This window comes from Streptomyces daghestanicus (assembly GCF_020521275.1).
GTDB lineage: Bacteria > Actinomycetota > Actinomycetes > Streptomycetales > Streptomycetaceae > Streptomyces > Streptomyces griseoviridis.
Window position 1 is genome coordinate 180,914 of record NZ_BNDX01000008.1, and the last position, 25,379, is coordinate 206,292.

Annotated in this window: 25 protein-coding genes; 9 read left to right on the forward strand and 16 right to left on the reverse strand. The window is 73.4% G+C overall.

What is annotated here, in order from left to right; all coding sequences use genetic code 11:
- Nucleotides 1–141: 141 nt before the first annotated feature.
- Nucleotides 142–2,859, reverse strand: coding sequence for an aconitate hydratase AcnA (gene acnA / locus Sdagh_RS10290; protein WP_308288744.1), 2,718 nt, complete (start codon nt 2,857–2,859; stop codon nt 142–144).
- Between the two features lie 598 nt (nt 2,860–3,457).
- On the opposite strand from acnA, the gene Sdagh_RS10295 reads away from it, so the two are divergent.
- A complete protein-coding gene (locus Sdagh_RS10295) occupies nt 3,458–3,649 on the forward strand; it encodes a DUF4236 domain-containing protein (protein WP_189421136.1) in 192 nt (63 codons plus the stop codon).
- Nucleotides 3,650–3,737: 88 nt separating this feature from the next.
- Complete coding sequence (locus tag Sdagh_RS10300; protein ID WP_190010752.1) at nt 3,738–5,267, forward strand: helix-turn-helix domain-containing protein; 1,530 nt, start codon at nt 3,738–3,740, stop codon at nt 5,265–5,267.
- Between the two features lie 158 nt (nt 5,268–5,425).
- Here Sdagh_RS10300 and Sdagh_RS10305 read toward each other — a convergent pair whose 3' ends face one another.
- The 5 genes from Sdagh_RS10305 to Sdagh_RS10325 all read right to left on the reverse strand — a co-directional run bounded on the left by Sdagh_RS10305 (nt 5,426) and on the right by Sdagh_RS10325 (nt 9,954).
- Nucleotides 5,426–6,661, reverse strand: coding sequence for a cytochrome P450 (locus Sdagh_RS10305; protein WP_189421132.1), 1,236 nt, complete (start codon nt 6,659–6,661; stop codon nt 5,426–5,428).
- Nucleotides 6,662–6,781: 120 nt separating this feature from the next.
- The gene (locus Sdagh_RS10310) at nt 6,782–7,975 is read right to left on the reverse strand and encodes an NAD(P)/FAD-dependent oxidoreductase (RefSeq protein ID WP_190077781.1); all 1,194 of its coding nucleotides are present in this window, start codon (nt 7,973–7,975) and stop codon (nt 6,782–6,784) included.
- Entirely contained in the window at nt 7,972–8,172 is a 201-nt protein-coding gene (locus Sdagh_RS10315; RefSeq protein ID WP_190010760.1) for a ferredoxin, read from the reverse strand. The genes Sdagh_RS10310 and Sdagh_RS10315 overlap by 4 nt, the downstream gene beginning before the upstream one ends.
- A gap of 9 nt (nt 8,173–8,181) precedes the next feature.
- Complete coding sequence (locus tag Sdagh_RS10320; protein ID WP_189421125.1) at nt 8,182–8,832, reverse strand: TetR/AcrR family transcriptional regulator; 651 nt, start codon at nt 8,830–8,832, stop codon at nt 8,182–8,184.
- Nucleotides 8,833–9,792: 960 nt separating this feature from the next.
- A complete protein-coding gene (locus tag Sdagh_RS10325) occupies nt 9,793–9,954 on the reverse strand; it encodes a hypothetical protein (RefSeq protein ID WP_189421123.1) in 162 nt (53 codons plus the stop codon).
- Between the two features lie 144 nt (nt 9,955–10,098).
- Here Sdagh_RS10325 and Sdagh_RS10330 point away from each other — a divergent pair, with 144 nt between their 5' ends.
- From Sdagh_RS10330 to Sdagh_RS10345, 4 genes are all read left to right on the forward strand, one after another.
- On the forward strand, nt 10,099–10,842 hold the full coding sequence (locus tag Sdagh_RS10330; RefSeq protein ID WP_189421121.1) for an NUDIX hydrolase: 744 nt from the start codon (nt 10,099–10,101) through the stop codon (nt 10,840–10,842).
- Nucleotides 10,843–12,006 (forward strand): 5'-methylthioadenosine/S-adenosylhomocysteine nucleosidase family protein, encoded by a 1,164-nt coding sequence (locus Sdagh_RS10335; protein WP_190077782.1) that lies wholly within the window; start codon nt 10,843–10,845, stop codon nt 12,004–12,006.
- Nucleotides 12,003–13,985 carry a hypothetical protein gene (locus tag Sdagh_RS10340; RefSeq protein WP_190077783.1) on the forward strand — a complete coding sequence of 661 codons (1,983 nt, stop codon included), beginning with the start codon at nt 12,003–12,005 and terminating at the stop codon, nt 13,983–13,985. Before Sdagh_RS10335 ends, Sdagh_RS10340 begins: the two co-directional genes overlap by 4 nt.
- Before the next feature lie 94 nt (nt 13,986–14,079).
- On the forward strand, nt 14,080–14,610 hold the full coding sequence (locus tag Sdagh_RS10345) for a hypothetical protein (protein WP_190010766.1): 531 nt from the start codon (nt 14,080–14,082) through the stop codon (nt 14,608–14,610).
- 25 nt (nt 14,611–14,635) lie between these two features.
- Here Sdagh_RS10345 and Sdagh_RS10350 read toward each other — a convergent pair whose 3' ends face one another.
- The 9 genes from Sdagh_RS10350 to paaA form a co-directional block, all read right to left on the reverse strand.
- Complete coding sequence (locus tag Sdagh_RS10350; RefSeq protein WP_190077784.1) at nt 14,636–15,895, reverse strand: kynureninase; 1,260 nt, start codon at nt 15,893–15,895, stop codon at nt 14,636–14,638.
- A complete protein-coding gene (locus Sdagh_RS10355; protein ID WP_189421110.1) occupies nt 15,892–16,731 on the reverse strand; it encodes an alpha/beta hydrolase in 840 nt (279 codons plus the stop codon). The genes Sdagh_RS10350 and Sdagh_RS10355 overlap by 4 nt, the downstream gene beginning before the upstream one ends.
- Entirely contained in the window at nt 16,721–17,569 is an 849-nt protein-coding gene (locus Sdagh_RS10360) for a tryptophan 2,3-dioxygenase (RefSeq protein ID WP_190077785.1), read from the reverse strand. The genes Sdagh_RS10355 and Sdagh_RS10360 overlap by 11 nt, the downstream gene beginning before the upstream one ends.
- Before the next feature lie 25 nt (nt 17,570–17,594).
- Nucleotides 17,595–18,377: an SDR family oxidoreductase gene (locus Sdagh_RS10365; RefSeq protein WP_189421106.1), complete on the reverse strand. Its 783-nt coding sequence runs from the start codon at nt 18,375–18,377 to the stop codon at nt 17,595–17,597.
- A 48-nt stretch (nt 18,378–18,425) separates the two neighbouring features.
- Nucleotides 18,426–19,691 carry a ferredoxin--NADP reductase gene (locus tag Sdagh_RS10370; protein WP_226534986.1) on the reverse strand — a complete coding sequence of 422 codons (1,266 nt, stop codon included), beginning with the start codon at nt 19,689–19,691 and terminating at the stop codon, nt 18,426–18,428.
- Between the two features lie 145 nt (nt 19,692–19,836).
- Entirely contained in the window at nt 19,837–20,349 is a 513-nt protein-coding gene (gene paaD, locus Sdagh_RS10375) for a 1,2-phenylacetyl-CoA epoxidase subunit PaaD (RefSeq protein WP_370594974.1), read from the reverse strand.
- Nucleotides 20,343–21,143: a 1,2-phenylacetyl-CoA epoxidase subunit PaaC gene (gene paaC / locus Sdagh_RS10380; RefSeq protein ID WP_189421103.1), complete on the reverse strand. Its 801-nt coding sequence runs from the start codon at nt 21,141–21,143 to the stop codon at nt 20,343–20,345. Before paaC ends, paaD begins: the two co-directional genes overlap by 7 nt.
- Nucleotides 21,127–21,441: a 1,2-phenylacetyl-CoA epoxidase subunit PaaB gene (gene paaB, locus Sdagh_RS10385; RefSeq protein ID WP_189421100.1), complete on the reverse strand. Its 315-nt coding sequence runs from the start codon at nt 21,439–21,441 to the stop codon at nt 21,127–21,129. The genes paaC and paaB overlap by 17 nt, the downstream gene beginning before the upstream one ends.
- Nucleotides 21,438–22,448, reverse strand: coding sequence for a 1,2-phenylacetyl-CoA epoxidase subunit PaaA (gene paaA, locus Sdagh_RS10390; RefSeq protein ID WP_226534998.1), 1,011 nt, complete (start codon nt 22,446–22,448; stop codon nt 21,438–21,440). Before paaA ends, paaB begins: the two co-directional genes overlap by 4 nt.
- Nucleotides 22,449–22,730: 282 nt before the next feature.
- Here paaA and Sdagh_RS10395 point away from each other — a divergent pair, with 282 nt between their 5' ends.
- The 3 genes from Sdagh_RS10395 to Sdagh_RS10405 all read left to right on the forward strand — a co-directional run bounded on the left by Sdagh_RS10395 (nt 22,731) and on the right by Sdagh_RS10405 (nt 25,191).
- Complete coding sequence (locus Sdagh_RS10395; protein WP_190077786.1) at nt 22,731–22,979, forward strand: acyl carrier protein; 249 nt, start codon at nt 22,731–22,733, stop codon at nt 22,977–22,979.
- The gene (locus Sdagh_RS10400; protein WP_189421095.1) at nt 22,979–24,463 is read left to right on the forward strand and encodes a class I adenylate-forming enzyme family protein; all 1,485 of its coding nucleotides are present in this window, start codon (nt 22,979–22,981) and stop codon (nt 24,461–24,463) included. The genes Sdagh_RS10395 and Sdagh_RS10400 overlap by 1 nt, the downstream gene beginning before the upstream one ends.
- 71 nt (nt 24,464–24,534) lie before the next feature.
- Nucleotides 24,535–25,191: an enterobactin synthetase gene (locus tag Sdagh_RS10405; protein ID WP_226535000.1), complete on the forward strand. Its 657-nt coding sequence runs from the start codon at nt 24,535–24,537 to the stop codon at nt 25,189–25,191.
- On the opposite strand, the gene Sdagh_RS10410 is transcribed toward Sdagh_RS10405, so the two are convergent.
- Nucleotides 25,161–25,355 carry an antitoxin gene (locus Sdagh_RS10410; RefSeq protein WP_189421078.1) on the reverse strand — a complete coding sequence of 65 codons (195 nt, stop codon included), beginning with the start codon at nt 25,353–25,355 and terminating at the stop codon, nt 25,161–25,163. The genes Sdagh_RS10405 and Sdagh_RS10410 overlap by 31 nt on opposite strands.
- Between the last annotated feature and the right edge of the window lie 24 nt (nt 25,356–25,379).

The window sequence follows — 25,379 nt, forward strand, 5'->3', positions numbered from 1 at the left end:
TGGACAGGCGCCCGTCCAGGCGGGTGGACGGGTGTGCGCTGTCACAGGCGAGGGGCCCTGCGCGAACCGGCCGGGTGTCAAGGCAGGGGCGTGTTCTCCGGTGACCGGAGAACACGCCCCTCGACTGTCGCGCTCCGCCTCTTACTTGCGGATCAGGCTGCGCAGCACGTACTGCATGATGCCGCCGTTGCGGTAGTAGTCCGCCTCGCCGGGGGTGTCGATGCGGACGACCGCGTCGAACTCGACGCCGGTGTCGGTGGTGACCTTCACCGTGCGCGGGGTGGTGCCGTCGTTCAGCTCGGTGACGCCGGTGATGGAGAAGGTCTCCTCGCCGGTCAGGCCGAGGCTCTGGGCGGTGTGGCCCTCGGGGAACTGGAGGGGCAGGACGCCCATGCCGATGAGGTTGGAGCGGTGGATGCGCTCGTAGGACTCGGCGATGACGGCCTTGACGCCGAGGAGCGCGGTGCCCTTGGCGGCCCAGTCGCGGGACGAGCCGGAGCCGTACTCCTTGCCGGCCAGGACGACCAGCGGGATGCCCTGCTCGAGGTAGTTGCGCGAGGCGTCGTAGATGAACGACACCGGCGCGTCGGGCTGGGTGAAGTCGCGGGTGTAGCCGCCCTCGGTGCCCGGCGCGATCTGGTTGCGCAGGCGGATGTTGGCGAAGGTGCCGCGGATCATGACCTCGTGGTTGCCGCGGCGCGAGCCGTAGCTGTTGAAGTCGCGGCGCTCGACGCCGTGCTCCGTGAGGTACTTGCCGGCCGGGGTGTCGGCCTTGATGGCGCCGGCGGGCGAGATGTGGTCCGTGGTCACCGAGTCGCCGAGCTTGGCGAGGACGCGGGCGCCGGAGATGTCCGAGACCGGGGTGGTCTCCATCGTCATGCCCTCGAAGTACGGGGGCTTGCGGACGTAGGTCGACTCCGGGTCCCACTCGAAGGTGTTGCCGGTCGGGATCGACAGCGCCTGCCACTGGGCGTCGCCGGCGAAGACGTCGGCGTAGGACTTGTTGAACATGTCCTCGCCGATGGCGCTCGCGACGACCTCTTCGACCTCGGCCTCGCTCGGCCAGATGTCCTCGAGGTGGACCGGGTTGCCCTCGGTGTCGGTGCCCAGCGCGTCCCTGGTGATGTCCACCTTCATGGAACCGGCGATCGCGTAGGCGACGACCAGCGGCGGGGAGGCCAGGTAGTTCATCTTGACGTCGGGGTTGATGCGGCCCTCGAAGTTCCGGTTGCCGGAGAGGACCGAGGTGACGGCGAGGTCGTGGTCGTTGACCGCCTTGGAGACCTCCTCCGGCAGCGGGCCGGAGTTGCCGATGCAGGTGGTGCAGCCGTAGCCGACGAGGTTGAAGCCGACCTTGTCGAGGTAGGGGGTCAGGCCCGCCTTGTCGAAGTAGTCGGTGACGACCTTGGAGCCCGGGGCGAGGGTGGTCTTGACCCACGGCTTGCGGGTCAGGCCCTTCTCCACGGCCTTCTTCGCGACCAGCGCGGCGGCGACCATGACGTACGGGTTGGAGGTGTTGGTGCAGGAGGTGATGGCCGCGACCGTCACCGCGCCGTGGTCCAGCTCGTAGGTGGAGCCGTCGGGGGCGGTCACCTGGACCGGGTTGCTCGGGGCGCCGTTGGGGGCGACGGCCGGGGAGTCGGAGGCCGGGAAGGACTCCTGGCCGGCCTCGTCGACGTCGTCGACGTAGTTGCGGACGTCCTGCTTGAACTGCTCGGCGGCGTTGGCCAGGACGATGCGGTCCTGCGGGCGCTTCGGGCCGGCGATGGAGGGGACGACGGTGGCGAGGTCCAGCTCCAGCTTCTCGGAGAAGTCGGGCTCGGCCTTCGGGTCCAGCCAGAGGCCCTGCTCCTTGGCGTACGCCTCGACCAGGGCGACCTGCTGGTCGCTGCGGCCGGTCAGGCGCAGGTAGTTCAGCGTCTCGCCGTCGATCGGGAAGATCGCGGCGGTGGAGCCGAACTCCGGGGACATGTTGCCGATGGTGGCGCGGTTGGCGAGGGAGGTCGCGGCGACGCCCTCGCCGTAGAACTCGACGAACTTGCCGACGACGCCGTGCTTGCGCAGCATCTCGGTGATGGTGAGCACCAGGTCGGTGGCGGTGGTGCCGGGCTTCAGCTCACCGGTCAGCTTGAAGCCGACGACGCGCGGGATGAGCATGGAGACCGGCTGGCCGAGCATGGCGGCCTCGGCCTCGATGCCGCCGACGCCCCAGCCGAGGACGCCGAGGCCGTTGACCATGGTGGTGTGCGAGTCGGTGCCGACCAGGGTGTCGGGGTACGCCTTGCCGTCACGGACCATGACGACGCGGGCGAGCTTCTCGATGTTGACCTGGTGGACGATGCCGGTGCCCGGCGGGACGACCTTGAAGTCGTCGAAGGCGGTCTGGCCCCAGCGCAGGAACTGGTAGCGCTCCTTGTTGCGGCCGTACTCCAGGTCGACGTTCTGCTTGAAGGCGTCGCTGGTGCCGAACTTGTCGGCGATGACGGAGTGGTCGATGACCAGCTCGGCCGGGGAGAGCGGGTTGATCTTGTCCGGGTCGCCGCCCAGCTCCTTGACGGCCTCACGCATGGTGGCGAGGTCGACGACACAGGGCACGCCGGTGAAGTCCTGCATGATCACACGGGCCGGTGTGAACTGGATCTCCTGCGACGGCTGGGCCTGGGAGTCCCAGCCGCCGAGGGCGCGGATGTGGTCGGCGGTGATGTTCGCGCCGTCCTCGGTGCGGAGGAGGTTCTCCAGCAGCACCTTCAGGCTGTAGGGAAGGCGCGCGGAGCCCTCGACCTTGTCCAGCCGGAAGATCTCGTACGACTCGTCGCCCACCTGCAGCGTGCTGCGGGCGTCGAAGCTGTTCGCCGACACGACAGTCTCCTTCATTCATGTGCGCGTACCACCGCATCCTGCCGCCACGCCACCCTGGCCGATCCGGTAAGGTGAGGCTAAGTTAGGTCACCCTTACTAGATCGGGCTCCGGGGCGGCGACCGCAGTACGCCTCGGCAGATATCTCGATGTCGAGATAACTCTAGTACATGAGGGCGGAACGGTCATGCCCGGACCCGGCCGTTCCGGCGTGGGGAGCGTCCCGCGGGGGCACGGTGGGCGGACCGGCCGGCGACACGGTCCCAGGTTGGGGGCGGCTGGACCCGTCCAGCGGTCCGGCGCACGGCCCCGCGACGAGTGGTCGCCGACGGTCCGGGCGCGGAGCGCCACCGGCTCGCGGGATGCGCGTCGGCGCACCGGTCGAGTGCCACCGCGGCGTATCCGCATCCGTACACCTCGGCAGGCGCGTGTGGCCGAGCCCGGCCTCCCCGCCCTCCGGACCCACACCCCCGGACGCCCCGCGTCGCGCCGATCGAGAGCGACCGCCGCACCCGGAGCGCCCGGAGGGCCATCACTACGCCGTCCGGGGGTATCCGACCGGTGCCGGGACGGCCCGGCACCACTCGGATTGGAGGCACGATGCCCCTCACGTTCCGCAAGAGTTTCCGGATCCTTCCCGGAGTGCGCCTGAACATCAACAAGAAGTCCTGGTCCGTGACGACCGGCGGCAAGAACGGCCCGCGCCACACCCACAGCAGCACCGGACGCCGTACGACGTCGATGGACCTGCCCGGCCCGTTCGGCTGGCGGCGGACCACGAAGGGCCGCTGACCGCCCGTCACCCCGTTCGCCACTCCGTTCGCCACTCGAACGGACCCCCCAAGAGGCGCCATCTCATATCTGAGATAGCCTCAACCTCATGGCAGACGACTACCTCGTACGCATCGGCAAGCTCATCCGTGACGCCCGGCAGCACCGCGGCTGGACGCAGTCACAGCTCGCGGAGGCGCTCGGCACCAGTCAGAGCGCGGTCAACCGCATCGAACGCGGCAACCAGAACATCAGCCTTGAGATGATCGCCCGGATCGGCGAGGCGCTGGACAGCGAGATCGTCTCCTTGGGCTACGCGGGTCCGATGCACCTGCGCGTGGTCGGCGGCCGGCGCCTCTCCGGCGCCATCGACGTCAAGACGAGCAAGAACGCGTGCGTGGCCCTGCTGTGCGGCTCGCTGCTGAACAAGGGGCGCACGGTCCTGCGCAGGGTCGCGCGCATCGAGGAGGTGTACCGCCTCCTGGAGGTGCTGCACTCCATCGGCGTGCGCACCCGCTGGATCAACGACGGCGTGGACCTGGAGATCGTGCCGCCCGCCGAGTTCGACATGGACGCGATCGACGCCGAGGCGGCGGTGCGTACCCGCTCGATCATCATGTTCCTCGGGCCGCTGCTGCACCGCATGGACCGCTTCAAGCTGCCCTACGCCGGCGGCTGCGACCTCGGCACCCGCACCATCGAGCCGCACATGATCGCGCTGCGCCGGTTCGGTCTGGACGTGGCGGCCACGGAGGGCCAGTACCACGCGGTCGTCGACCGCGCGGTCCGCCCCGGCCGCCCCATCGTCCTGACCGAGCGCGGCGACACGGTGACGGAGAACGCGCTGCTGGCCGCCGCCCGTCACGACGGCGTCACCGTCATCCGCAACGCCTCCTCCAACTACATGGTCCAGGACCTCTGCTTCTTCCTGGAGGCGCTGGGTGTCCGGGTCGAGGGCATCGGCACCACCACCCTGACCGTGCACGGCGTCCCGGTCATCGACGTGGACGTGGACTACTCCCCCTCCGAGGACCCGGTCGAGGCGATGAGCCTGCTGGCCGCGGCGGTCGTCACGGAGTCCGAACTGACGGTCCGTCGCGTCCCCATCGAGTTCCTGGAGATCGAGCTGGCGGTCCTGGAGGAGATGGGCCTCGACCACGACCGCACGCCGGAGTACTTCGCCGACAACGGCCGCACCCGCCTGGTGGACCTCACCGTGCGCCCCTCCAAGCTGGAGGCGCCCATCGACAAGATCCACCCGATGCCCTTCCCGGGCCTGAACATCGACAACGTCCCGTTCTTCGCGGCGATCGCGGCGTCGGCGCAGGGCAAGACCCTGATCCACGACTGGGTCTACGACAACCGCGCGATCTACCTGACCGACCTGAACCGCCTCGGCGGCCGCCTCCAGCTCCTCGACCCCCACCGCGTCCTGGTGGAGGGCCCCACCCGCTGGCGCGCCGCCGAGATGATGTGCCCACCGGCCCTGCGCCCGGCCGTCGTCGTCCTGCTGGCGATGATGGCGGCGGAGGGGACGTCGGTCCTGCGGAACGTGTACGTCATCAACCGGGGGTACGAGGATCTGGCGGAGCGGTTGAACTCGATCGGGGCGCAGATCGAGATTTTCCGGGACATCTAATTTCCGGGACATCTAATCGGAGGATGCCGCCGCACCCCGTCCGGCCTGCGGCTCAGCAGGTCAGGGAGGGGGTGCGGCGGCGACTCCGGGCTTCTCCGTGATCGGACGGGGATCGGCGGCGGGCTCCGCGCCGGTCTCCTGGCCAGGGGGGCTCCGGCTCACCAGGTGACGGGCAGTTCGTGGAGGCCGTAGATCACCGCGTCGTACTTGAAACGGGTGTCCTCCAGCGGGACCGCGGCGCGCAGGGTGGGGACGCGGCGGAGGAGGGTGGGGTAGACCACCTGGAGTTCGAGGCGGGCCAGCGGCTGCCCGACGCAGTGGTGGGTCCCGGCGCCGAACGCCTGGTGCCCGCGCGCGTCGCGGGTGACGTCCAGGCGGTCGGGGTCCGGGAAGACCCGCGGGTCACGATTGGCGAGTTCCCCCAGGAGGATCACGCCTTCGCCGGCCTTGATGGTCCGGCCGCCGACCTCGATGTCCTCCACGGCGGTACGGCGGCGTCCGAGGTGCACGATGGAGAGGTACCGCAGCAGTTCCTCGACCGCGTCGTCGACGGCCCGCTGGCCGGTGGCGTCGCGGACGGCGGCGAGCTGGTCCGGGTGGCGCAGCAGCAACAGCGTGCCCAGGCTGATCATGTTGGCGGTGGTCTCGTGACCGCCGAGCAGCAGCAGGACCCCCATCGTGGCCGCTTCCCGGCGGGTCAGTTCGCCTGCTTCGATCCGCCGGCCGAGCGCGGACAGCAGGTCGTCGGCCGGCTCGGCCGTCTTCCGCCCCACCAGGTCGTCCAGGTACTCGGACAACGCGGTGTGGGCGGCGTGCCGTTCGTCGCCGGTGGCGACGGCGGACACCATGGTCCTGCTGTTCCGCTGGAAGAACCCGTGGTCACGGTAGGGCACGCCGAGCAGCTCCGAGATGACCAGCGAGGGCAGCGGCAGAGCCAGTGCCTGTACGAGGTCGGCGGGCTTGGGGCCGGCGAGCATCTCGTCGATGAGGGAATCGGTCATCCGCTGCACGGCCGGTCGCATGGCCTGGACCCGTTTGACGGTGAACGCTCCGCTGATCATGCGGCGCAGCCGGTTGTGCTCGGGGTCGTCCATGCCGACGAAGCTCAGGTCCGTCGTTCCGCCCGCGTGGGTGTACCGGGGGTCGACCGGGCTGGGATAACCGGGGCGGGAGAAGTCGACGCTCAGCCGCGCATCGGCCAGGAGGGCCTTCTGTTCGGCGTGTCCGGTGACCGCCCAGGGCGTGCTGCCGCCCCAGGAACGCACGCGGGTCACCGGACCGCGGTCGCTCAGCGCCCGCATGTCCGGGGAGGGGTCGAACGGGCAGCCGGACGAGCGTGGGGCCGGGAAGTCGGGAATCTCCGGGGAGACGGCGGTCTCGGGGTGTGGGGTCATGGTCCTCTCCTTGCGGGTGGGGGGTGGAGGGGAGTACGGAACGGCACCGGGCACGGGGGCGCGGGGTGCCGCCCGGGGCCGGGTGACCGGGGCGTCACCGCGGTCGGCGCCTCCCGACCGTCATGGCGCGGTCGGTTCGAGCGGCCTGGTGTAGTGGTCGACGAGACTCGCCCGGTGCGAGCGGGTCTGCCTGGGCATGTTCCAGCCGAGCACACTGAGCGGTCCGCGAGGACCGTCCTGGCACACCACGAACCGTCCCTGTGCGAGGTCGCCCTCGACGACCCGTGCCGGAGCCTCGGCGGACGGCAGGCCGAACACCTGGATCCTGACGTCGAACTGGTCGGTCCAGAAGTACGGCACCGGAGAGTAGGGCCGGTTCTCTCCGAGGATGTTCCCGGCCACGGCGAGTGCCTGCTCGGACGCGTTGGTCCGGTTCTCCAGGCGCAGCAGCCGTCCCAGCCCTTCATGGTGCCAGCGCGCCACGTCGCCCACGGCCCATACGCCGTCGGCGGCACGGCAGTACGCGTCACACACGACGCCGTCGTCCAGGCGCAGGCCGCTCCCGTCGAGCCAGTCGGTGGCCGGTGAGGAGCCGATCGCGGTCACCACCACGTCGGCCTCCAGTTCCTCCCCGTCGCTGAGCCGGACGCCGGACACCCGCCCGTCGCGCGTCAGCAGGCCGTCCAGCAGGACACCGGCGCGCAGGACGACGCCGTTGCCGGCGTGCAGGGCGGAGAGGCGACGGGCGACGAGCGGGCCGAGTTGGCCGGTCATCGGCGCCGGCTGCGGCCCGACCAGGCACACCTCGAGGCCCATCGTCCGCACGGTCGCCGCGGTCTCCGCGCCCAGGACCCCGTCACCGACGACGACGACGCGCCGGGCCCCGAGCAGGTCGGCACGGAGCGCGGCCGCGTCGGCGAGGGTGCGCAGGACGTGCACGCCTCGCGGTCCGCCGTGGCCGGAAAGCCTCCGCGCCCGGATTCCCGTGGCCACGACGATCGCGTCCGCGGTCAGGGTGCGTCCGGAGGCGGTGGACACACTGCGGCGCTCGGCGTCCAGCGCGGTGGCGGGATCGCCGAGGAGGAAGCGGGCGTCCAGTACGTCCAGGACGTCCGGCGTACGCAGGTGCGCGCGGGCAGGCTCCCACGCGCCGGCGAGGACGCGCTTGGACAACGGCGGCCGGTCGTAGGGCGGTTCGGGTTCGGCGCCGGCCAGGGTGAGGCGCCCTGTGAAGCCCTTGCGGCGCAGCGCCTCCGCGGTGCCGAGCCCGGCTGCCGAGGCGCCGACGACCAGGACGTGCCCGGGAGCTTTCACGCCTCCTCGCCCACGTGGATGGCGGCGGCCGGGCAGACCGTGGCGGCCTCGCGCACGGCGTCGTGCCGTTCCCGGGGCGGTCGGGCCTCCAGCAGGACGACGATGCCGTCCTCGTCCCGCTGGTCGAAGACATCGGGCGCGGTCAGCACGCAGCTGCCGGCGCCGCAGCACTTGTCTTCGTCGACCGTGATCTTCATGTGCGTTCCTCAGGTGTGGGGGTGTGTGACGGGAGCGGTGAACAGGCCGACGACCGCGTCCTCCAGTTCGTCGGCGATGTCGGACCATGTGTACGAGGGCAGGGCGTTGCCGTCGGCGAGGTCCCGTTCCCATTCGGAACAGGTCTGGATGATCAGCGTGCGGGCCATGCCGCCACGTCGCCGCCGCACTCCCGGCGGAAGCGGGGACAGACACCGCTCCAGACCCCGGATGACGGCTTGCAGTCCGGGGCGGGTCAGTGCCTCGTCGGTGATCAGGTTCCGGGCCACCGGGTCGGTGAGCACCTGCACGGAGAAGCGGGCCTGCCAGGAGGGAACGCCCAGGGTTCCCAGGTGCTCGGTCACCGGCCGGACCAGGCAACGCACCCAGTCCCGGAGGTCGCCGCCGTCCCTGAGCCCGGACACGTGGCGCTCACGCAGCGCGTCCACCTCACGGCCGTGGCGCGCCATGATGGCCCGCACCAGGTCGAGCCGGGTACCGAAGTGGTAGCCGACGGCGGTCACGTTGCCCTGGCCGGCCGCTTCGCTGATCTGCCGGTTGGACACGGTGGACAGCCCCTGCTCCGCGTACAGCCGTTCGGCCGCCGCCATGATCGCCTCGCGCGTTGCGGCCGAGCGCGCCGCCGGACGGACCCCGGTCATCGCGTGACCGGCCGCTCGTCGCTCGGTACGGCCGGGACCGGGGAGCCGCTCGGCCCCTTCGACCCGTGCCGTGTGCCGCTCGTCCGGGGGGCTGTCGGCCCGGAGCGGAGAGCCCGGACCGACAGCACGGTGGTCCCGTGGTGCCGGGGCTCGGCGTTGCGGTGGTCTTCGGTCACGTGTCTCCAGTCGCGGACGAACGGGCCTCCGGGAGCAGTAGACGCCACAGGAATCAGTAAGTCAATCGACTGAATTAATATGGCTCGGACACGTCGCTCCGCCATGGGCCGCGCCGGCCGGCGTGGGCAGGCTCCGGCCGGCCGGGAACCGGGTGGGGCGGCCGGGCACCCGAAGCCCGGCCTGCGGCCGCTCAGGCGTCGCTCAGCCGTGGCTCAGGCTCCCTGCGACGTACGTCATGTACTGGACGATCCCGGCCTTGCGCCAGGCGTGGTGGTGCGCCGGCGCCCAGGACCCGGTCCCGCGGCCAGCACTCCCCCGGGCTCGCCCCCGCCCCGCGGACGTGAGGTCGGTGAGGAGTCCGGCCGCCGCGCGGTTCCGGGCGTCGTACCGGTTGCCGTACGGCACCTCGGACAGGTGGCAGGAGCGGGCGGTCGTGCGGCGGAGGATGCCCCACGGCGAGCCGCCGCCCGAGGCCGGGCCGCTGGGTGTCGTACGCCGCGGGGCGGGTGGCGCAGTCGCCGCAGCACAGGCCGGGGAGGCAGGGGCGGTCGCCGAGCCGGATCTCCGCCGTCCGGGTCTCCCGGTCCGTGCGCGATGCCTCGTGCGCCCGGAGCGGGTGTCCGCCGGCGCTCGGGGTGCCGCGGGCCGGTGACCGGAAGCAGATGGCGGTCCTCCCACGACTCGGGGCCGAGCGCGCTCGCCGGCACCGCCGCTTCCGCGTCGTCCGCGAACGGCGCGTCCGGCCAGCGCCGGCGTGCGTGGTCGCGCACGGGCGGCGGCGTCCTACGCGATCCGCCCGGCGAGCGGGCCGGGCGGCACGCCCGGGTGGGGAGGCGGCGTCCACAGCGGCGTGATCCGGCGCCGTACGTCCGGTGCGAGATCCCGGTACGCGGCCGCCGCGTACGGACGGGCCGACAGGACAGGCCCGTACAGCGGTCCGGACATGGCGTTCCCCCCTCGCCGTCGCCCGAGCGTGGGCCCCCTCGCCGGGTCGCCGGCCGGCGCGGGAAAGGGCGTCCATCGGCCGCTCGCACCGAACCCCGTCTCCCTTCTTGTTAAAGTGACAGGAACCCAAGTACCGTACAAGGCATGCAAGATGACGTGTGGTCACCTCCTCCCGTTCTGCTGACGGTCGATCTCGTGATCCTGACGATGCGCGAGGGGCGGTTGTGTGTGCTGCTCGTGGAGCGGGGTGAAGATCCCTTCCAGGGCATGCAGGCACTGCCGGGCGGTTTCCTCAATCACGCCGGTGAGGAGATCCTCGACGCCGCCCACCGTGAACTGCGTGAGGAGACCGCGCTGGGTGCCGGGTCCGTGCACCTGGAGCAGCTCGGCACCTACGGCGCCGCGGGCCGTGATCCCCGGGGGCGGGTCGTCTCCGTGGCCCATCTGGCGATCGCGCCGGGACTCCCCGAACCGGTCGCGGGGACCGACGCCATGAACGCCGGGTGGGTCCCCGCGGAGTCCGTCCTGTCGGGTGAGGTGGCGTTGGCCTTCGACCACCGTCGGATCGTGACGGACGGGATCGAACGCGCGCGGACCAAGCTCGAATTCTCGGCGCTGGCCACGGCTTTCTGCGGAGAACTGTTCACCATAGCCGAGTTGCAGCAGGTGTACGAGGCGGTTTGGGGCACCGAACTCGACACCCGTAATTTCTACCGGAAAGTCCAGGCTGTGAAGGGATTCATCGTCCCCGCCGGTTCGGGGCGCAGGACCACGGGGGGACGGCCGGCGCGGCTGTACCGGGCCGGTCCGAAGACGGTGTTGTCACCGCCGCTGACCCGTCCCACACCGTCCACGACGGAAAAGGAAACGAAGGGAGAAGCGAATTAGATGTCGAAAGACCTGGTGGTGATCCTCACCGCCCTCAATCTCGAGTACGAGGCCGTGCGCCGGAAACTGGCCGGACCGCGGGCGCACCTCCACGAGCGCGGGACCCGGTTCGAGGTGGGAACCGTACAAGGCACTTCGTGCCGGGTCGCGCTGGGGCTGACCAACAAGGGGAACCATTCCGCCGCGGTCATCGCCGAGCGCGCGATCCAGGAGTTCTCGCCGGTGGCCGTGTTGTTCGTCGGCGTCGCCGGTGCCCTGTGGGACACCGCCAGGCTCGGCGACGTGGTGATGGCGAGCCATGTGTACGCGTACCACGGCGGGACCAGCGAGGACGACGGGCTCAAGTCCCGTCCCCGGGTGTGGGAGACGGCCCACGGCATCAGCCAGCTCGGTGCGCACCTGGCCCGGGTCGGCGGCTGGGCCGACGAGTCCCCCGGGCGCGGGCGCGCGCCGCAGGTGCGCTTCGGCGCGATCGCCGCCGGCGAGGTGGTGCAGAACTCGAGGATCTCCGCCGAGGCGCGGTGGATCAGGCAGCACTACAACGACGCGCTCGCCATCGAGATGGAGGCCGCCGGCGTGGCGCAGGCCGGCCATCTGAACGGGGCGCCGGTGGCCATCATCCGGGGGATCAGCGACCGGGCGGACGGCACCAAGAGCAGCACGAAGGACCGTGACCGGCAGCCACGGGCCGCGGCGAACGCGGCGGCGTTCGCCGTCCGGCTGGCCGTGGAACTGGTGGGAGAACAGGAGCAGATCGCCATGTCCCGAGCAGACCGGGCCCATACGGGCGACAGGCCGAGGGAGCACGTCGACAACACCGCGCACGGCAGCACCGTCGGCATCATGGCCGGCTCCGTCCAGAGCAGCAGCGCGCACGTGAACGCGGCCCCGGCGGTGAGCCGCCCGGCGGACCTGGTCACGGAGCTGGACGGGCTCCGCGACCGCCTGAGGCGTCACCACGCCGAGGGCACCCTCGACGACGACACGCACCGGGAGGCGCTGGCCGAACTGGGCTTCGCCCGCCGGGCGGTGAAGGAGGACACCCCCGCCTCGCGCAAGCGGGCGACCATGGCGCTGAAGAGGTTGCGCGGCCTGGTCGCGGACTCCCCCGAGCTGCTGGCCGCGCTGGCTCCCCTGGTCGCCGCGGCGGGTGACCTGTCATGAGCGACGGCAGCGGTGGCACGTACAACACGGCCGCGTACTCCACCGTCGGGATCCAGGCCGAGACCGTACACAACTCCCAGGTGTACATAGTCCCTCCGGACGCGTCGCCCCAGGAGAAGTACAAGGTCGGTGTGCGGTTCCTGGAGGAGGGCGTCCCCAGCCGAGCCCGCGAGCTGATCGGTGACGCGATCGCCCACGGACACGACAACGCGGAGGTCCGCTTCCACTGGGTGCTCGCCATGCTCAGCGCACGCGCCTACCACGAGCTCGGCGCCGAGGAACTCCAGCGGCTGCACTACGCCTCCGGACTCGTGGGGGCCTACGCCGAGGGGGAGTGGAAGGACGCGCTGCGCGTCACGTTCGAACTGCTGGCGATGCTCAGCACCCCGGACGGCGGGACCGGACGCGTACTGGAGCGGCTGCGGGCCCTGCCGCCGCTCCGGCGGGAGGCGATCCTCCACCACCTCGACCTCGTGCTCACCGGGGGGCTGAAGGACAGCCTGTGGTCCGAGCACCGCGAGCGGGCCGAGGCGGAACGCTTCGGGCATGACCGGGTCCAGCGGGTCTGGGCCTACTTCGAACCCGACCCCATCGGGCCGCGCGCCCTGCCGCCCCGGCCGCGCACCGACGCCACCGGCCAGGCGGCGGTCCCGGTCCGGGCCGGCCTGTTCGCCGTGAGCGTCGGCGTCTTCTCCGTCCTGGCGCTGCTCGCGGAGCCGGCCACGGCAGTCCCGCTGCTCCTGCTGGCGGGCGGCGCCGCCGCGGCCCTGGTCCGCTTCGGCCGGGCGTGGTGGTACCAGGAACACCGGCTGAAGGCCGCGGGCGCCCGGTCCCCGGCCCCGCACACGGTCGGTCCCGCGTCCGCCTCGGACGGGTTCACCAAGAGCGTCCGCCAGTCGTTCCAGTACTACTTCGGTGTCCACGTGCCCCGCGGTCTGACCGCGCCCCAGTGGCTCAGCCTGAGCGCTGGTGTCCGCGACGGCCTCGTGGCCGAGATCGCGGTCCTCTACCGCGAGAGCCGGATCGGCGTGGACCGGGTCAACTGGCTGATCCGTCACCTCGCCGAGGACGCCCGGGACCGCCACGACGACGGCACCCTGTTCGACCAGGGTCCCCAGCACCGGACACCGGTGCCGGCCAAGGCCCTGTGCGTGGTGGCCTTCATCGTTCTCGCCTTCACCACCTTCGGCCTGCTCGGAGCCGTGGCCTCCGGTTCCGGGGCGTTCCGGACGCTGCTGGCCGTCCTGGCCCTGGCCGGTGCCTTCTGGTCCGGACGCACGGCCGCGACCTTGTGGCTGCAGGCCAAGGACGAGGAACGCGAAGTGGCCGAGGAGCACCGCGCCTACCAGGAGCGGCTGGCCGCGCGGCAGGCCGCGTACCAGAACTGGAAGTCGTATCTGGACACCACGCGGCCCAGCGAGCTGGAGATGGAGACCTGGCTCAGCTGCGACAAGACGCTGTTCGTCGACGAAGCGCTCCGCCACTACCAGCTCACCTGGCGGGACCTGATCACCCACACCATCCTGGTGACCCCCGCCCGCCCCTACAAGCGAGGGCGCGTGAAGGGCGGTCCCTGGCGATACTCGCGCTACAGTTTCCGGCTTTTCCTGGTCACCCAGGACGGTGTCCGCGAGATCAGCACGGAATTCGATTTCACCGATGGGAAACGCGAGAACGAGCAGCGGAGCAATTACCGCTTCGACGCGTTGTCCTCCGTGCAGGTCACGGAACGCAGCAATGTCGGGTACGACCTCGAACTCGTCCTCACCAACGGGCCGGCCAGGAACATCCGCGTCAAGGACGCCGACACCCATCAACTGGCGCCGGACGAGAACGCCCAGGAGATCGCCGAGATCAATCTCAACGCGGCCGGTTTCATCCACACCTTCCGCCTCCTGGAGGGAATCGCGGCGGACGGGAAGAAGTGGATCGAACGGAACAACCCCAACAACCTGCCGCCCTTCCGCGCACCTGACTGAGATGTCCGGAGCCTTGAGGGCGGGCGGGGTCCGGAGCGCCGGAACCCCGCCCGCCCCGCGTCGGACCAGCCGGTACCCGAGTTCAGGGAGGGCCGTGGCCGCCACCGAGGACGTCACCGAGAGCAGACTGCTGCTGGCCGAGTACGACCGGCTCAAGGAGGAGCAGAAGACCCGGATAGGCTTCCGTGACAACCTGCTGTACTTCACGCTCGCCGCGGCCACCGCGGTCCTGACGATCACCGTCCAGAGCGGGCAGACCCGGCTGCTGCTCGCCGTCCCCGTGATCTGCCTGGTCCTGGGCTGGACCTACCTGGTCAACGACGAGAAGATCTCGGCGGCCGGCTGCTACGTCCGCGACCGGCTGGGACCGCGGCTGGCCGAACTCAGCGGCGCCGACGGCGTGTTCGGCTGGGAGACCTACCACCGCGACGACGCGGGCCGCGCCACCCGCAAGCGGCTGCAGACCGCCGTGGACCTGATCACCTACCTGGTCCTGCCGATGCTCTGCCTGACCGCGTTCTGGTGCTCGTCCGCCGTCCGGCCGGCGTTCGTGATCGTCTCACTCGTCCAGACGCTCTTCCAGGCCGTCCTGGGCTGGCAGTTCCTGCGCTACGCGGAGCGGTGACCGCCCCGGACGGTGACGAGGCCGCTCAGGTCACCACCCCCGGCGCGGGCGGTGTCCGGTCGTAGGCCCCGGTGGCGGTGAGGGTGTGGAGGCGGAGGGCGGCTTCCAGGAGGTCGGTGTGGGTGGTGTAGAGGGCGTTGACGCCGAAGCGGAGGAGGTCGGGGGCGCGCATGTCGGCCAGGACGCCGTGGTGGGCCAGGGCACGGGTCAGGGCGTGGGCGTCGGGGTGGCGCAGGGTGACCTGGCTGCCGCGGCGGGCCGGGTCGGCGGGGGTGACCGGGGCGAAGCCGAGGGGGGTGAGGAGTTCGTCCGCGCAGCGCAGGAAGAAGCCGGTCAGGGAGAGGCTCTTGGCGCGGACCTGGCGCAGGTCGACGCCGTCGAAGGCGGTGAGGGCCGCTTCGAGGGCGAGCAGGGAGAGGATCGGCGGGGTGCCGATGCGGGCGCGGGCGATGCCCGGGGCCGGGCGGTAGCCGGCGGCCAGGTCGAAGGGGGCGGCGTGGCCGGTCCAGCCGGGCAGGGGCGTCTCCAGCGCGGCGTGGTGGCGCTGGGCGACGTACAGGTAGGCGGGGGCGCCGGGGCCACCGGAGAGGAACTTGTAGCCGCAGCCGACGGCCAGGTCGACGCCGGTGCCGTCGACGTCGAGCGGGAGGGCCCCGGCGGCGTGGCACAGGTCCCACAGGGCGAGGGCGCCGGCGTCGTGGGCGGCCCGCGTCAGCGCCGCCAGGTCGTACAGCTCGCCGGTGCGGAAGTCGACGGGCGAGTAGCTGACGACGGCGGTCCGGTGGCCCTCGGCGGCGAGGAAGGCCGGGAGGTCCGCCGGGGCCACCCGGCGGACGTCGAGGCCGCGCCGGCGGGCGACCGCGTCGGCCAGGTAGCGGTCGGTGGGGAAGTGCCCGGGGTCGGTGACCAGCAGGGGGCGGTCCGGGCGGAGCGCGGCGGCGGCGTCCAGCGCGGTGAACAGCTGCACACTGGTGGAGTCGCCCGCGACGGTCTGGCCCGGCGCGGCGCCGATCAGCCGGCCGACGGCGTCGCCCACCCGCAGCGGGGCCTCCCACCAGCCGGCCCCGTTCCAGGAGCCGATCAGGCCGGTGCCCCACTGGCGGCGCACCGCGTCGTCCAGGGCGGGCGGCACGGCGGCGGGCAGCGGGCCGAGGGAGTTGCCGTCGAGGTAGACGACGTCCGGGGGGAGGAGGAAGCGGGCGCGCAGGGGGGCCAGGGGGTCGGCGGCGTCCAGGCGGCCGGCCTGGGCGCGCAGGGCGGGCGGGGCGGAGAGTGCGGTGGTCATCGGGGTGCGGCCTCCTGGTCCGCGCGGCCGGGCGGGAAGGCGGCCGCCAGTTCCCGGAGGGTGCCGGCGACCGCGCGGGCGCCGGGTGCTTCCGGTTCGATGAGGGTGTAGTGGCCGGTGCCGGGCAGGACGACCGTCCTCAGGTCGGTGTGCACGGCCGCGTAGTCGCTGAACTGGGTGAGCGGGACCTCCTCGTCGGCGGCGCCGTGCAGCAGCACCGTGGGCACGCCGGTGGTGCCGGCGGCGCGCAGCAGGGTCAGGGGGTCGACCTCGGGCAGGCGGCGCGCGAAGCTCTCCTCGCCGCCGAGGAGCTGGAGGGCGGCGCCGTCGCTGAGGTCGTCCCGGCGGGTGGCGGTCAGGTCGGTGATCGGGGCGAGGGCGAGCACGCTGGTCGGCAGGGTGCGGGTGTGCCAGCGGGAGCCCTCGGGGAGCAGGCCGCGGGCGGCGCACCACAGGGCCAGGTGGCCGCCGGAGCAGTGGCCCGCGAGGACGTACGGCCGTCCCTCGGGCAGGGTGTCCACGATCCGGGCGACGTCGTCGAAGGTCTCGGGGTAGCCGCCCGCGCCGCCGGAGCGGCGGAAGCCGGGGAGCAGCACGTCAAAGCCCTGCCGGGAGAGGTACGCCGCGAACGGGGTGAGGTGCATCCGGTCGTAGCGCCAGTACCCGCCGTGCAGCAGGACGACCAGGGGGGCGTCGGGGTCGTCGGACGGCCAGCGGTCGTAGGTGTGGTGGGGGTGGTCGCCGTAGCGGCCGTGGGCCGGGGCGAGGACCGGCTTCAGGCTCAGGACGCGGCGCTCCTCCTCGGCCGCGAAGGCGGAGATGGTCCTAGACGGCACCGCGGGCCTCCCACAGCTCCGGGAAGACGGGGCGGGCCGCGCGCCGCTCCAGCCAGGCGAGGCCCGAGGAGCCGGCGCTGCCGGGCTTGGCGCCCATGGCGCGGCGGACCACCGCGACGTGCTCGTACCGCCAGCGGGCGACGAGTTCGGCGACGTCGGTGAGGAGTTCGCCGAGGGCGACGTGGGGGTGGTGCTGGGGACCGGCGTAGATCTGCCGCCAGGTCTCCACGACGCCGGGGTCGGAGGCGTACGGGCGGGTGACGTCCCGTTCGAGGACGTGGGCGGGGACGGGCCGGCCCTGCCGGTGCAGGTGGGCCAGGACCTCGTCGTACAGGGACGTCTCGCGGAAGGTCTCGCCGAGCGCCTCGTGGACGGCCCGGTCGCCGCTGTGGGCCCGCAGCAGGCCGGCGTTCTTGTCGCCGAGCAGGAACTCCATGTGCCGGTACATCGCCGACTGGAAGCCGGACGCCTGGCCGAACGCCGCCCGGAAGCCGTTGAACTGGGCCGGGGTCAGCGCGGCGATGGGCGCCCAGGCGCCGGAGAGGGCGGTCAGCGCGCGGCGGCTGCGGGTGAGCGCGTCCATGGCCGCGGGCAGCTCGTCCTTGGCGAAGGCCACCCGGGCCGTGCGCCACTCGTGCACGATCAGGGTGAACCACAGCTCCATCACCTGGGTGGTGACGAGGAAGCCCATCTCGTCGGGGGCCTCGGTGAGCGGCTGTTGCAGGGAGTTGAGGACGGAGGCGTGGACGTAGGTGTCGTAGGGGCTCGCGCCTGGGAAGGGGCGGGTCAGGGCGTCGTCCGCCACGGGGCGGTCGAGGGTGGTCGTGCTGTCGTTCATCGCGTCTCCTGGGGGTGCGGGCGGGTCACACACCGAGGTGGGCGCCGCCGGAGGCGTCGATCCACTGGCCGGTCACCCAGCGGGCCTCGTCGCTCGCGACGAAGGACACGACGTCGGCGATGTCCACCGGGTCGCCGAGCCGGCCGAACGTGGACGCCTCGGAGTACCTGCGGCGGATCTCCGGGACGGCGAGGGTGGGGTTGATCTCCGTCTCGGTGTAGCCGGGCGCGACGGCGTTGACGGTGATGCCGCGGGGGCCGAGTTCCTGGGCGAGGGTGAGGGTGAGGTGGTCGAGGGCCGCCTTGGTCATGGCGTACGACACGAGGGGCGGGTAGGCGATGCGGGTGACGACGGAGGAGATGTTGATGACGCGCCCGCCGTCGCGCAGGCGGTCCAGGCCGCGCTGGATGATGAAGAACGGCGCCTTGGTGTTGATGGCGAAGACCCGGTCGTAGTCGGCCTCGGTGACCCGGGCGAGGGGGCGGGGGAGGGTGATGCCGGCGTTGTTGACGAGGATGTCCAGGCCGGCGGGGGCGTCGTCCCGTTCGGCCAGGGCCCGGTCGAAGGCCGCCCACAGGGTGTCGGCGTCGCCGGGGACGCCGAGTTCGGCGTGGACGGGGAAGGCCCGGCCGCCGTCGGCCTCGATCTCCTTGACGGTGCGTTCGGCGGCGGTCGCGTCGTGGCCGTAGTGGACCGCCACCAGGGCGCCCTCGCGGGCCAGGCGGTGGCTGATGGCTCGGCCGATGCCCCGGCTGCCTCCGGTGACCAGGGCGGTCCTGCCCTGGTGGCGGCGCGCGGCGGTGGTCATCTCGGTCTCCTTCGGTGAGCGTGGTGTACCGGCTTCGGTGAGGCGGGGTCAGGCGTCGAAGTCGAGGGTGAGGTCGGGGGTGGCGGGCCGGGCGCGGCAGACGAGGGTGTAGCCGGCGGCGCGGTCGCGGTCGTCCAGGGCGGGCTGGTCGTCCGCCGTCACGCGCCCGGCGACGACCCTGGCGCGGCAGCTGCCGCAGATGCCCTCGCGGCAGGCGTACGGCACGTCGGGGTGGGCGCGCAGCAGCGCGTCGAGGAGTGCGGGGTCCCGGGCCTGGACGGTGGCGGTGCGGCGGCGGCCGTCGAGGAGGGCGGTCACGCGGGTCTCCCCCGCGGCGGTGCGGGCGGGGGCGGGGGGCTGCGCGCCCGGCGTGTCCCGGGGACCCGCCGTGTCCGGCGTCCCCGTCGCCCCCGTCGAACCCGGCGTGCCCGGCGTGCCCGGCGTGCCCGGCGCGCCCGGCGTGCCCGGCGCGCCCGGTGTGAACAGTTCCCGGCGGACGAGGGCCGGGTCGGCGCCCCAGTCGGTCAGGGTGCGCAGGGCGGTGTCGAGCAGGCCGGGCGGGCCGCACAGGGCGAAGGCGGTGTGCGGTCCTGGCCGGGCGTCCACGGCGGCCAGCAGGCGGCGCAGGGCGTCGCCGTCGATCCGTCCGGCGAGCGGGCCGCCGGTGCCCCGGTCCTCGCGGGTCAGCACGTGGAGGACGGTGAGGCGCCGGACGTACCGGTCCTTCAGCTCGGCCAGTTCGTCGGCGAGCACGGCGTCGGCGGCGGTGCGCACGGAGTGGACGAGGCTGACCCGGCAGGCCGGGTCACGGCGCAGGGCGTCGGCGGCCATCGGGGCGAGGGGGGTGATGCCGGAGCCGCCCGCGAGCAGGACGTGGTGGCCGCCGGGCGGCAGCTCCGCGAGGGCGAAGGAGCCGGTGGGCGGGGAGAGTTCGAGGTGGTCGCCGGGGGCGAGCCGGGTGAGGGCGTGGGCCCCGAAGCCGTCCGCCGAGCCGCGCTTGATCACCAGGCGGAACCCGCCGGGGTCGTGCGGGGGCGGGCAGAGCGAGTAGCTGCGGCGCAGTTCGCCGCCGGGGCGGCGGTGCCGGACGACGACGTGCCGGCCGGGGCGGTGGGCGAAGACGTCCCGCAGGGCGGCGGGGACGTCCAGGGTGACGGCCACGGTGTCGGCGGTCAGGCGGCGCACCTCGGTGACCGGGAGGCGGTGCCAACCGGCGCGGCGGGGGGTGCCGGGCCGCGTGCCGGGCTGGGAGCCGGTCTGCGTGCCCGGCTGCGTGCCGGGCTGCACGTGGGGCTGGGTGGCGACGGTGTTCACGGGTGCCTCGGGGCGTGGTCGGGGCGGGGGTCACGGGGCCGGGGCCGCACACTGCGGGGCTCGCGGCCGGGAGGGGGCGCGCCGAACGGCGCGGTGCGGTCGGGGTGGGCTCACGGAAGCGCGGCGGCCACGCGACGCGCCCGTCTCACAACGCCCTCACATGGGGGAACGGCTCCTCGCACGCCGTGCACCACAGGACCGACTGGCAGCGGGACGGGCCGAAGGGGCTGTGCGGGCGGGTGGCGCGGGAGGCGCAGTGCGGACAGGGCACGCCGGCCAGTTCCACGGGGACCGGGCCGCCGTCCGGGGCGGGGGCGACCGGCGGGGCGATCCCGTGCGCGGCGAGGGCGCGCCGACCCTCGGCGGTGATGCGGTCGGTCGTCCACGCCGGGGACAGCACCTGCCGGACGCGGCCGCCGGGGTGGCCGCAGGCGGTCAGGACGTCCCGTACCGCGGCGGTGATCTCGGGCAGCGCCGGGCAGCCGAGGTAGGTGGGCAGGATCTCCACCTCCAGCACCCCGTCGGCGCCGGGCGCGACCGCGCCGACCACGCCGAGGTCGCCGAGGCCGATCACCGGCAGTTCCGGGTCGGGGAGGGCCGCCACCCGCTCCCGTACCTCGGCCGGCGGCAGCGGTGTGCGCGTCGGCGCGGTCACCAGGTGCCTCCGGGGAACTGCCGGTGCACCGACTGGAGTTCGGCGAGCAGCGGGCCGAACTCCTCGGTGTGCAGGCCGGACCGGCCGCCCGTGGCCGTCCAGGCGGGGGCGGGCACGGTGAGCCCCGCGCCGGTGAGCACGTCGGCGACGGCCCGCTCCCAGGCCCGGCGTACGCCCGCCGGGGAGGGCACCGTGCCGGAGGCCGTCAGACGGCGCAGTACGGCGTCCTCCTCGAAGAGTTCGGCGGTGTACGGCCACACCCGCTCCAGGCCCTCCCGCAGCCGGCGGGCGCTCGTTGCGGTGCCGCCCGCCAGGGTCCTGGTCCAGCGGTCGGCGTGCAGCCGGTGGAAGGCGACCTCCTTGGCGGCGCGGGCGCCGAACGCGGCGAGTTCGGGGTCGGCGCACCCGGCCAGCGCCTCGTAGTACAGGACGGCGTAGTGGGTGTAGGCGAGCTGGCGGGCCACGGTCGCCGCGAAGTCGCCGTTGGGGAGTTCGGCGAGCAGGACGTTGGTGAAGGCGCGCTCCGGGCGGGTGAAGGCCAGGTCGTCCTCGGTGCGGCCGGTGCCGTCGAGGCGGCCGGCCCGGGTGAGCAGGACCCGGGCGTGGCCGATCAGGTCGAGGGCGATGTTGGACAGGGCCAGGTCCTCGTCGACGGTCGGCGCCCAGGTGATCCACTGGCACAGCCGCTGCCCGAGGACGAGGGCGTCGTCGCCGAGGCGCAGCAGGAGCGTGGCCAGGTCGGCGTCTCCGGCCGGGGCCGCCCGGTGCCGGGGCGGGGCCTCACGTGTGGTGGTCACCTTCGGTGCCTTTCTCGGTCAGCGGCGCGAAGTGCTCCGGGTGGCGGTACGGCTTGTGGCGGGCGCCCGCGAAGTACGGGTCGTGTTCGTCCGGGGAGGCCGCGTGCACGGCGTCGGAGCGGACCACCCACAGCGACAGCGGGTCGCCCCGGCGGGTGTACAGGTCGCGGGCGGCAGCCAGGGCCGCGTCCGGGTCCACGGCCCGTACGGAGCCCACGTGCTGGTGGGCGAGGCCCCGGCGGGCCCGCAGGAAGACCTCCCAGGACGCCGGCGCGCCCTCCCGTGCGGCGGCGCTCATCCGTCCTCTCCTCGTGCGGTGTCGTCGGTGCGGGCGGCGTACGCGGCGGCGGCCTCCCGCACCCAGGCGCCGTCCTCGTGCGCGGCCCGGCGGTGCGCGACGCGCTGCCGGGCCCAGTGGGTGTCGTCGCCGAGCGCCTCGCGGTAGGTGTCCCAGTCGACGGGGGTGAAGTCGTAGTGGCCGCGCTCCTCGTTCCAGCGGATCGCCGGGTCGGGCAGTGCCAGACCGAGGCGTTCGGCCTGCGGGACGCAGGTGTCGACGAAGCGCTGGCGGAGTTCGTCGTTGGTGTGCCGCTTGATGCCCCAGGCCAGGGCGCGGCGGGAGACGGCGGCGCCCAGCGCGGCGGTCCGCGCGTCGCCGCCCGCCTCGGTGTCGGGCGGCCCGAACATCAGCGCCACGGCCGGCAGCCACCAGCGGTCCACCGCGTCCTGCGCCATCTCCCGCTGCTCCGGGGTCCCTTCGCACAGGGCGCGCATCAGGTCGTAGCCCTGCCGCACGTGGAACGCCTCCTCCTGGCAGACGCGGCGCATGGCGCGGGCGTACGGCCCGTAGGAGGTACGGCACAGGGGTGCCTGGTTGATGACGGCGGCGCCGTCCGTCAGCCAGGCGATGGCACCGGTGTCGGCCCAGGTCAGCGCGGGGTGGTTGAAGGTCGCGGAGGCGCGCTGCCGGCCGTGGTGCAGGGCGTCGAGCAGGTCGGCGCGGTCCACGCCCAGGGTCTCGGCGGCGGAGTAGAGGTAGAGGCCGTGGCCCGCCTCGTCCTGGACCTTGGCGAGGAGGACGGACTTGCGGTGCAGGGACGGGGCCCGGGTGAGCCAGGCGCCCTCGGGCTGCATGCCGATGATCTCGGAGTGGGCGTGCTGGGCGATCTGGCGGACCAGCATGCGGCGGTACCCGTCGGGCATCCAGTCGCGCGGCTCGATGGTCTCGCCGGCGGCGATCAGCTCCTCGAAGCGGGCGAGCGACGCGTCGGCGTCCACGGCGGGGGCGGCGGTCGGCGCGGTCACCGGGCACCACCCGGGTGGGCGGGGTCCGCCGGGCGGCGCCGCCCCGGGGCCCGGTCCCGGACCCGTACCGGCTGCCTGTGCACTCGTATCACTCCTTCGGTCGGGGCGCTTCGTTGCGGTAAGAGGCGGTGCGCGGGCGCCCGCTATCCCCGCCGGGCGGGGTTCGGGCGCGTGACAAAGCTCACGGGACGGCCCGGGGAGTGCGGCGGGCCCCGTCCGCCTCTGGAGGGGGTGACGGCCGAGACCCGTACGGCGGCCGGCACGCCGAGGAAAGGGGAAACCATGAGCACCGTCCGAGAGTTGCTGGTCGAACTCACCGGCACGGCCGAGTACGCCGGCCAGGTCGGCGACGACGTCGACCTGGCCGCGAGCGGCATCGACTCCGGGGACCTGGTGCGGCTCGTCCTCCTCATCGAGCAGCGGCTCGGCGTGGAGATCACCGCCGAGGACATGGAGGAGCTGCGGACCATCGCCGACTACGAGCGTTTCGTCGCCGGACGGCAGGTCGCCGGCGCCGCCGGCGGTGCGTGATGTGGCTGACGCAACTGCTGGAGCGCAACCGCCAGTGCTGGCCGGACCGGACCGCCCTGGTCGACGAGGAGCGCAGCGTCACCTGGGCGGAACTGCACGACCGTACGATCGAGCTCGCCCACGGACTGGCGGAGCTGGGCATCGAGCGTGGTGACCGGGTGGCGGTGCTGTCCAAGGACCGCATCGAGGTGCTGGAGAGCTACTTCGCGCTGGCCCGGCTCGGCGCGCTGTTCGTGCCGCTGAACCACAGCCTGGCCGTGCCCGAGGTGGCCGGCATCGTCGAACGCGTCGGGGCGGTGGCCGTCCTCGGCGAGTCGGAGCTGCTGGACCGGCACCCCCGGCTGCCGGCGTCGGTGCGGATCAGGATGGCCCTGGACAAGCCCGCCTTCGAGGCGCTGGGCACCCTGTCCGACCGGCGGGAGCTGCCGGACGTCGCCGACACCGACCCGATCGCCGTGCTGCACACCTCGGCGACCACCGGGCAGGCCAAGGGCGTCACCGTGGACAGCGCGTCGTTCCGGGCGATCGCCCTGGGCTGGCTGGTGATGGCCCGGCCCACCGACGACATCGTCATGGTCAACTGCTGCCCGCTGTACCACGGCAGCATGGTGGTGTCGCTGACCTATCTGGCGGCCGGCGCGACCGTCGTGCTGCTGCCGGGCTTCACCCCGCAGCGGGCGCTCGCCGCGGTGGCCCGGCACCGGGCCACGCACATGTGGCTGGTGCCGCAGATGCTGCGCTTCATGCTCCAGGCCAAGGTGTCCGAGCGCACCGACCTGTCCTCCCTGCGGGAGATCCTCTACGGCGCCGCCCCCATGCCGCTCGACGTCTACGCCGACGCGGTGGAGCGGCTCGGCTGCGGCTTCCGGCAGGTGTACGGGATGACGGAGGTGGGCGGCCCGTTCGTCACGCTCGGGCCGGACGAGCACCCCCAGCCCGGGGACGTCACCGCCCGCATCCCCTGCGGCCGGGTGGTGCCGGGCATGTCGGCGCGCGCGGTGGACGGGGCCGGCCGGGAGCTGCCGCCCGGGGAGATCGGCGAGATCGTGGTGCGCGGGCCGGGCGTCATGCGGGGGTACTGGAACGACCCGGAGGCCACCCGCGAGATCACCCTCGACGGCTGGGTCCGCACCGGCGACCTCGGCTTCCTGGACGAGGCGGGCCGGATCAGCCTGGTGGACCGCACCAAGGACGTCATCATCCGCGCGGGGCAGAACGTCTACCCGTCGGAGATCGAGCGGGCCCTGATGACCCATCCGGCGGTCCGGGACACGGCCGTCGTCGGCACCCCCGACGAGGACTACGGCGAGGTGCCGCTGGCCTACGTCTCCCTGGTGCCGGGCGCGGCCCCGGACCCGGCGCCGCTGCTGGAGCATGTGGCGGGGTTGCTGGCGCCGTACAAGCGGCCGCGCCGCATCGAGTTCATCGAGCAGGTGCCCCGCAACCCGGCGGGGAAGATCGTCAAGAAGCTGCTGCGGGTGTGAGGGGCCCCGGCACGCGCCACGCCTCGGCCGGCGGACCGGTTTCCGGTGCGCCGGCCGAGGCGTTCCCCTCCTTGCCCGCCACCGGGCTCGGGCTCGGCGTCGCCACCGTGTCCGAGGCGGGCCTCGCACCCGCCGGGCCCGCCGAGGCGGCGGCCGCGGCGCGGATGCCCGAGCGGCGCCGGCGGGAGTTCCTGGCGGGGCGGTGGGCCGCCCGGCGGGCGCTGCGCGCGGTGGGGCTGGAGTGCGGGGAGATCCCCCGCGCGGGCCGGCTGCCGGTGTTCCCGCCGGGCCGGGCCGCGTCGATCTCGCACAGTGCCGGGACCGCCGTCGCCGTGGCCCGCGCGCCGGGCCGGGACGACGTCCCGCTCGGCTGTGACATCGAGCTGCGGCCCCTCCCCCGCCGCGCCGCCCGGCTGGTGCTGCGCCCGGACGAGGAACCGCTGCTCGGCGGCGCCCGCCCGTGGTCGGTGACGGAGCTGTTCTCCGCCAAGGAGGCCGCCTGGAAGGCCCTGTACGTGCCGGACGGGCGGCGGCCCGGAAGTGTGTGGGACCTGCTGGCCCGCCCGTACGGGGACGACCTGTGCGTCGCGCACCGGGCCGACCCCGCACGCGCGGTGCGGGTCCGGGTGCGGCCGGCCGGGGCGGGGGTGCTCAGCCTCGTGCTGGGCTGGGCCGGTGACCGCCCCGGCCGGGCGGGTCAGTGCCCGGCGGAGCCGCCGTCCCGGTAGGAGCGGCGGGCCGCGTCGGCGGCCCGGTCGGTCTGGGCGTCGTACCTGTCGCCCGTCCGCCGGTCCACCGCCCGTTCGGCGCCCGCGACGCCCTTGTCGGCCTGGTCGGGGTGGCCCTTCGCCAGCTGCTTGGCCTTGTCCGCCATGTCACCGAGCTTGCCCATGGGATACCTCCCGTGCCTCGCTTC